Here is a 7,458-nt window from a genome sequence, read left to right as displayed (position 1 = left end):
TCGGTTGCAGCAAGGACGACGACGAACCGGGAGGAAAAGGGGCGATGTATGAGGTAACGATCGAGCAGTCGGGAGATTTCCGCAGCTTCATTAAGTCGGTCGTGGTAGTCGCCAACGGTACGCAGTTGAAAGACGGGGCGACGGGGGAAAGCCTCGCAAGCCCGGTGATTCTAAGCGATGAAGAACTGGCCGTCGAAAAGGTGACGTTAAGTACGACGGGAAAGGCGATCGAGTTTGCCGTTTCCGGTGGTGTCGTGGACGGAGAGGACGGCGTTGTGAACGAGCCGATGCAGTGGGTAGTGACCGTTTACAAAAACGGAAAGGAGATCGAGAAAAAGAGCCTTGTTTTCCGGGACGGGAAGGAGATAAGTACGGATGATCTGAATCTGTATTATAATTGACGTGACGGCCTGAATGTCCCCCGGATGAATGTTCGGGGGATTCTTTTTCTTTTGGGCGTTCCCGTGGGACGGTCGGGCTTTACCCTGCAATCCCTAACGCAATTTTGGGTGTCCGCTTTGTCATTTTGTTACCGGGATTTGTCCGCATGGTGGGAGACCCGCCCCGATCAGCCGGACACGCAATATCATTTTGTAATAACCGGCTAGCTGTTTTTATGGTGTAACGCTCCGATATTGCTTTCTTTTTGCTTATTGTATGTGCAAATGCAAGAAGCCCCCCGGCGAAAACCCCGCCGGAGGCAATTATAGAAAGTCTGTGTATCATTTCCACAAAATGTGGAAATGATACACAGATAACAGTTCTTCAATAAATATATGTGTTTTTTGTATGCTTTTGATTATCAGGTATATATGACTTGTTTATTTGTTTGGCACAATGTTTGTTCTTTGTCTTTCAGAAACCATATGTTAAATATTTAAATAGATTGGATTATGAAAAAGGTATTATTTGCAGTAGCACTTGTTATGGGATTGGGTAGTTCAGTGGCATTCGCCGGCAACATGGTATCGGATGTTGAGATTGTGGTAATGGTGAACGATTATAAGCCAATCGAGGTAAAGGATCTGCCGCAGGCGGTTCAGGACACGATCAAGAAGGATTTCGCAGACCTGACAATCAAGGAAGCCGCAGTTGAGGAAAGCGAGGAAGGCACAAAGACCTACAAGGTGACATTTACCGATGCAGAAGGCACGGACAGCGAAGTGTTCTTCAACGAGAAGGGCGAAGTCCTGAAATAAAGCAAATGAACAGCAAAAAGAGAATTCAATTAAACTGTGTCAGCAAAATTAATATTTTATTGCTTTGCTGACACAGTTTGTTTTACAGCCCCTCCGGTTCCGGTGACTTGTAAGGCTTGAAAGCAACCCGAACCTCCTTATGCTCATCGATGACGAAAGTCTGCTCCGGCTCCACAGAACGAATAATGACGCCATTGACTTTCCAATACATGATTGTCCATGATTTGGAATGGGTAGCACGAAAATGCACCGTTGTGCCTTTCGCTATTTCAGCCGGAGAGATCAATTCTCCTATCTTTTCCGCAGCCGTATTTTCCAACTCCGGTTTAGCCGAAAGCTGACCTTCACCCTGATCCACACCAAATGCCAGCACTACTTTTTCCACTGCGGGAGGAAGAGGAGGATCTTCATCATTGTCACAAGAAACCGCAAATAGCGTAAGCCCATACAACAAAACAACGACAAAAGAGAGATAACCGATCTGTCTCATTAAGCCGATTTCTTTTTTTTCCATAGCAGTTTTCATAAGCTTATTTTTTGTTTACGACCGCATAAAGATAACAATTTTTTTGTTTACGACCGCATAAAGATAACAATTTGTTGGCTAAAAGGGTTTATTAAATATAGTGTTTATCACTTAATGATTTAAGGTTAATATCCTGTAGGTTGCAGGGAGAACAAACGGGAACAGCCGTTCCCGCCCCTTTCGGATTGTATGCCAGCACCCCTAAAAAATGCCTTGTCAAAGACAAGTAGTAACACGCCTGTGTTACGTTTTCGACTTTTCAGCCGTCCGACCGCCACCCCGTCCGATTTGACTTGCCTTTGAGGTTATATATGCAAATGCAAGAAGCCCCCCCGGCAAAAACCCCGCCGGAGGCTTTTACAATTCAAAGGGAGGTGTTTAGAAATAGACGTTCAACATAAGGTATAGTAATGCGTTCTTATCCTTAGTGTCGTGGTGTTCAAGCTCGAATTGAATCTTGTCCTCACGAGCGAGCCAGCCTATCGCACAGGCGACTTCCAGATCATTGAACCCTGTCAATTCCTTTACTTCCTGCAAATTCCATTTCCGGTGTACGTCTGTGCTTAATAAGCGCCAGAGTTTCCCTGCGTTCTCTCTGATGATGTGCTTATCCATACCTGTATTTTTTATAAGTTTATAAATGGTTTCAAATGGATAATGAAAAGCACTTTTACATCAATAGTGTTACGCACTGCAAACATTCCAGCGTTTATCGTTTATCCTTTTGATACGTTGTATCACTCTTTCCTGATATACAGCAAACCGTTTCGCCGTTCGATGTATATCTTATTCTCACGTGCGAGCCACCCGGCGGCGAGTGCGGTTTCATCAGCCGCAAAATTTAGCCTTCTCGCAAGCTCGGCAATGGTTATAAGTCCGTTTCGCCTAATTTTTCTAAGATGATCCCGGCTTTAAATCCTATATTTGTTTTTTCCATGATAAAATTTATATTTATGTATCAAAAATATGTATATATTCTATTATTCAAAACGTGTAGAAATACAAATTTAAATTTACCCCCCCCCTATTAGTGAAAATTAACAATTTGTATATCAAGCTTTTTTCATCCTCAAAATGGAATGACTATTTTAGAGGGTATTAATTTAGTAATATATAGTTGAAGAACAACGCTCTGAAACATTCCTTGTCTCTATTAAACAGGCACAAATATCTCCCCTTTACATCCTCAAAGAGGATATAATACAGGCAGGAATTAACCCCGAATCTATTTGTTCTGATGATTTTTGAATGGCTTAATTTTTGGCGTACTTGTTTTTCCGTCAGCCCTTCGATGTATATCAACCCTTTCATGTTTCCCATTTGTCCGGGCGTGATCTTGAGCGAGCTTAGTAGTTCGTTTAGGTCAAACAGCTTAGGAGTGTTTGACAAGCAGTTTAGGGACTGTTTTCGCTGTGTCTTTTCCATTGTCATAAGGATTTCGCTTGTGCCCTACACCAAGCCAATAAACATAAAAAAAGCGGAAGGGCATTTGCCTATCCGCAGAACAGGGAGTCGAAGCCCTACACGCACAAACAGGAAACACCGCTCCCGCATATGCGGAAGGGCATCTATACTGTTTTCGTAGTGCGTGTTAAATTTTCGACTTTTGTTCTGCACTGAAATCAGCTAAACGCTTTTTTCTTCAATATGTAAAAACACGGTCGGTTTACGACCGCACAAAGATAACAAATTGTTGGCTAAAAGGGTTTATGAACCTTTTATTTTTTTGCCTTATTATCTTAAAATTCAGTGTTTATGAAATACCAAGTTCTTTTAGAACATCCTCGTTTGCAGATGAAAAGATACTTTTGCAGTACCTTAATGTTGTCCGTATGGTGGGAGAACCGTACCGATCAGCCGGGTGCACAATATCATTTTGTAATAACTGGCAGGTTGTTTTTACGGTGTAACGCTCCGATATCGCTTTCTTTTTGCTTCTTGTATGTGCAAAGGTCAGAAGCCCCCAGCGAAAACCACGCAGGAGATTTTAATGTTTCTTCTTAGGTATTACAAATCTCTACGTTTTTCTTTCACTCCTGTATAGTTTGGTTTTGGTTCATGTGTATAACTATTATGCTCCATATGATACCAATAAGGAAATACCCCTATAAAGATTCTTTGTACATATCAAGACATACTTTCATGAGTTTTAATGAAGATTCTAATGCAGAATATCCATTATCAATTGTCATATAACTTGTCAATAACAATTTCTTCTCATTTTCGGAATAAGGATATATGGTAATTTTAAGCCAAAAATAAGTTTTCTTGGTTTCAATTAATTCTTGAAATGACAACAGTTTTTCTTTGTTTGCTTCATAATTATCTTTGTATGCTTTGTATAATTTGTAATCAAAATTTCGTTCATATATATTTATTTGCATTTCGTTGGTTGTAATGCCTATATTGTTCTTGAATACAGCTAAATCGTTATTAAGTGTATATAATTCATACGATAATTTTATATATGATAACTCGTGTTCAAGAGAATCAATTCTTTGAGTTAGGCTTATTTCCTTTGTGCTATCAGCAGGAGCAACCATAGAGGATGAACCCTCTTTTTGTGCATATGCGATAGGCGTGCATAACAATACTACAATCAGAACCAAAGCTCTTTCTATTTTCGCTATTTTTTTCATAATTGATATTTTATAAATCCGTATTAATTTTAATCTTCCCTATTGTCTTTTGCTCGTCATTTTGTTTTTGGGTATAGGTCGTAAACTCCTTTTTCATCTTTTTTTAATTCAAAATTACCGGATTTTAATTGTTCATTCCATAAATCGAAAGTTTCAGAAATGAACTTATACAAATCTTCTGATATATATATTTCGCTTCCGTTTTTTATGGGAAAAACCAATTGGTTGTTCTGGAATGACAGGTGTTTTTTTGCTCTCTCTAAAGCCTTCAAATATACTACTTGATTAAATGCGTAATTGGGGTTGAACGCATCTATAGCAGCATCGGACATTTCTCCTTTTGTTTTAAGAAATGTTGTGTCTGTTATAGAATTTCTATATTGATTTGCTTCTTCCCACATTTTTTTTCTTTCGTAACTTTCTATACTATCACTTTTTGGAGATACTATGCTTATTTCTGTGGCGCTTTTATTAGTATCACTAATATGCTTGTTCTTATTTGTACAGCCGATTGCTAAAATAAAAACACTGAATAGCAATATAAATAGTTTTTTTTCCATGTTGCTAATTTTTAATAGGTTATTCTAAATCAATTATTCACGTGTATTTTTCCGAAAGTGCTTTGTTCATCATGTACCCGGCACAGTACATGAAGCCCTACTATTATAATAGGGCTTTGTTCTTATCCAGATAATCAGATATGGCCTCTTGCAATACCGATTTTAGCGAATCACCTTTGCGGATCGCAATCAGCTTTAAATTCTGGTGATAGGTTTCGTCCATGACAAAATTACAATGCACGGTTTTCGCCTTCTTCGGCTTTTGAGCCTCTTTTTGCCCGGCCGTGGATTGGATCAGGCTGTCTAAGCCCCCGGTCAGCCCGGCCGACATACTGTTTTTTAAATCGTTCTTCTTTGCCATATGGTTACTTTATTTCTGTTAGCAGTTCGTTACATACACCCTCGTAGTCCTCTGCCCCGGCAGATTTGGGGGCATAGTGAAAAATATCCTGCCCTTGTGTCGGGGCTTCGGCCAGCGCAATGGCGTTGCGTACATGGGTGCTGAACACTTTGCCCTGGAATGTTTCCTGTACCAGCTCCGAAACGCTCTTGTTCAGGTTCTTTCTTCCGTCGTACTGGGTTATCAGAACCCCGGCGATCGAAAGATCCGAGTTCAAACGTTGCTGTACCTTGTGGACTACCTGCATGAGTTTAGCCATTCCACGCATTGCCAGGAATTGAGCCTGAACCGGGATAATCAACCGATCCGAGGCCGTCAGTGCGTTAAGCGTGAGCAGCGACAGCGAGGGGGGACAGTCGATCAGGATATAATCGAATTTCTCCTTTTGGCCTTTGATAAGGTGGGCTAAGATAAGCTCCCGTCCGGCCTCGTTGATTAACTCCGTTTCAACGGCCGAGAGATCCAGGCAGGAGGGAACGACGCTAAGGCCGTCCTTATGCTCGTAGATCGGCAGGTCGTATTCGCCTTTCATCGCACCGTAGATCGTTTGGGGAAGCTCCGCAGAGAAGCCCAGCGATTCGGTCAGGTTGGCCTGCCCGTCAAGGTCGATCAAAAGAATCTTGTACCCTTTTTGACGTAACGCACCGCCCAGGTTGATCGTGGTAGTGGTCTTTCCTACTCCCCCCTTGTGATTCAATACGGAGATTACTTTTGCTTTGCTCATAAATTCAGTTTTTTAAATGATTGTCATGTCCGCAAATATAGTCAAAATACTAATATACTAAAATACTAAAAGTAGTATTTTTTGTTTCTTGCGTGTTTTTTGTGCCGATCGGGGAAGCGTACCGAAATAAATCCGGTTTCCACCTTTCGGTACGTTTTGTTTTTGTGCCGGAATTAATCAAAGATTAGAATAACCATAAATGTTTTTATACGTTAATCATACGTATGTATATATGTATATATTTGTTTTTGAGTATCTTTGTGTGCTATAAATAAAAAATAAAAGACATGAGCACTTATTCGTATAAAAATCCGAAGTTTATAAATTCCCCTAAAGGGGTGGTTGAAGTTGTAGAAGTGATTTATGACGGCAAAGATGATCCGGCCTATTCACTGGCTATTATTAAATGGGAAAATACCTATAAATTAGGTATTCGTTGGAACATCGCTTATAGTGAATGGGACGATTACCGCAAACAGAACGGGCAAGATGAATGTATAGGTAATCCACAGTCGAGAGGTATTCCCACCTGGTTTGTTTTGCCCGATGATATGATGTTTGGTGAGAAGTTCAGCGGTGCGATGCAGAGGCTTGATGAATTAAGAAAAGGTAAGTAAGCAATGGAACAGGGAGAAATCATATTATACCAGCCGGATGAAGCGGTCAAGTTGGAAGTGAGGTTGGAAGATGAAACCGTTTGGCTGACACAAGAACAAATAGCCGACTTGTTCGGGACTAAAAGGCCAGCTATTACCAAACATTTGAACAACATTTACAAAAGCGGCGAACTTGATATAGATAGCACATGTTCCATTTTGGAACATATGGGTAATGACGGCAAACAGAGATATACTACTAAATATTATAATCTTGATGCGATTCTGTCAATAGGATATCGGGTTAATAGCAAGAACGCAACCCTTTTTAGGAAATGGGCGAATAGTGTATTAAAGGATTATCTTTTAAAGGGGTATTCCATTAATAAACGTTTGTCAGAACTTGAAAGGACTGTCGCTCAACATACCGAGAAGATAGATTTTTTCGTGCGTACTGCCTTGCCCCCGGTCGAAGGCATTTTTTATAACGGCCAGATTTTCGATGCGTACAAGTTCGCCACCGATCTGGTAAAGTCGGCCAGGCGTTCGATCGTGCTTATCGACAACTATGTGGACGAAACGGTCTTGCTCATGTTGAGTAAACGCAGCGTCGGTGTCTCGGCCACCATTTACACACAGCGTATCACGCAGCAACTCCAACTTGATCTTGACAGGCATAACAGCCAGTACCCACCTATCGACATCAGGACGTACCGGGACAGTCACGACCGTTTCCTGATCGTTGATGAAACGGACGTGTACCATATCGGAGCCTCGTTAAAGGATCTGGGGAAAAAGATGTTCGCTTTCTCAA

Annotated in this window: 10 protein-coding genes and 1 pseudogene; 4 read left to right on the top strand and 7 right to left on the bottom strand. The window is 41.1% G+C overall.

Features of this window, described 5'->3' with window-relative positions; translation table 11 throughout:
* Together NBH15_RS28745 and NBH15_RS28740 are read left to right on the top strand one after the other, a co-directional pair.
* The coding region (locus NBH15_RS28745; protein ID WP_250824172.1) for a DUF4425 family protein at positions 1–401 on the top strand (401 nt) is incomplete at its 5' end.
* 492 nt (positions 402–893) lie between these two features.
* Complete coding sequence (locus NBH15_RS28740; protein WP_005783170.1) at positions 894–1,199, top strand: hypothetical protein; 306 nt, start codon at positions 894–896, stop codon at positions 1,197–1,199.
* 82 nt (positions 1,200–1,281) lie between these two features.
* Here the strand turns inward: NBH15_RS28740 and NBH15_RS28735 are convergent, their stop codons facing one another.
* The 7 genes and pseudogenes from NBH15_RS28735 to NBH15_RS28705 all read right to left on the bottom strand — a co-directional run bounded on the left by NBH15_RS28735 (position 1,282) and on the right by NBH15_RS28705 (position 6,048).
* Positions 1,282–1,713 (bottom strand): hypothetical protein, encoded by a 432-nt coding sequence (locus NBH15_RS28735; RefSeq protein WP_224205128.1) that lies wholly within the window; start codon positions 1,711–1,713, stop codon positions 1,282–1,284.
* Positions 1,714–2,103: 390 nt separating this feature from the next.
* Positions 2,104–2,340 carry a winged helix-turn-helix domain-containing protein gene (locus NBH15_RS28730; RefSeq protein WP_113748959.1) on the bottom strand — a complete coding sequence of 79 codons (237 nt, stop codon included), beginning with the start codon at positions 2,338–2,340 and terminating at the stop codon, positions 2,104–2,106.
* A 122-nt stretch (positions 2,341–2,462) separates the two neighbouring features.
* Positions 2,463–2,662 (bottom strand): annotated as a pseudogene (locus tag NBH15_RS28725) (winged helix-turn-helix domain-containing protein).
* A 1,168-nt stretch (positions 2,663–3,830) separates the two neighbouring features.
* The gene (locus NBH15_RS28720; protein ID WP_178421684.1) at positions 3,831–4,364 is read right to left on the bottom strand and encodes a hypothetical protein; all 534 of its coding nucleotides are present in this window, start codon (positions 4,362–4,364) and stop codon (positions 3,831–3,833) included.
* Between the two features lie 56 nt (positions 4,365–4,420).
* Complete coding sequence (locus NBH15_RS28715) at positions 4,421–4,924, bottom strand: hypothetical protein (RefSeq protein ID WP_178421685.1); 504 nt, start codon at positions 4,922–4,924, stop codon at positions 4,421–4,423.
* A gap of 103 nt (positions 4,925–5,027) precedes the next feature.
* The gene (locus NBH15_RS28710; protein ID WP_117956227.1) at positions 5,028–5,285 is read right to left on the bottom strand and encodes a hypothetical protein; all 258 of its coding nucleotides are present in this window, start codon (positions 5,283–5,285) and stop codon (positions 5,028–5,030) included.
* A gap of 4 nt (positions 5,286–5,289) precedes the next feature.
* On the bottom strand, positions 5,290–6,048 hold the full coding sequence (locus NBH15_RS28705; RefSeq protein WP_250824171.1) for a ParA family protein: 759 nt from the start codon (positions 6,046–6,048) through the stop codon (positions 5,290–5,292).
* A 287-nt stretch (positions 6,049–6,335) separates the two neighbouring features.
* Between NBH15_RS28705 and NBH15_RS28700 the strand changes: the two genes are divergently transcribed.
* Positions 6,336–6,665, top strand: a complete 330-nt coding sequence (locus tag NBH15_RS28700; RefSeq protein ID WP_004327465.1) for a hypothetical protein — start codon at positions 6,336–6,338, stop codon at positions 6,663–6,665.
* A 3-nt stretch (positions 6,666–6,668) separates the two neighbouring features.
* The coding region (locus NBH15_RS28695; RefSeq protein WP_250824170.1) for a virulence RhuM family protein at positions 6,669–7,458 on the top strand (790 nt) is incomplete at its 3' end.

The sequence above is a fragment of the Parabacteroides caeci genome, assembly GCF_023656795.1.
In the GTDB taxonomy this organism is placed as follows: domain Bacteria; phylum Bacteroidota; class Bacteroidia; order Bacteroidales; family Tannerellaceae; genus Parabacteroides; species Parabacteroides segnis.
The sequence above is the reverse complement of the archived record's forward strand: the minus strand, read 5'-3'. Positions and strand labels throughout refer to the sequence as shown.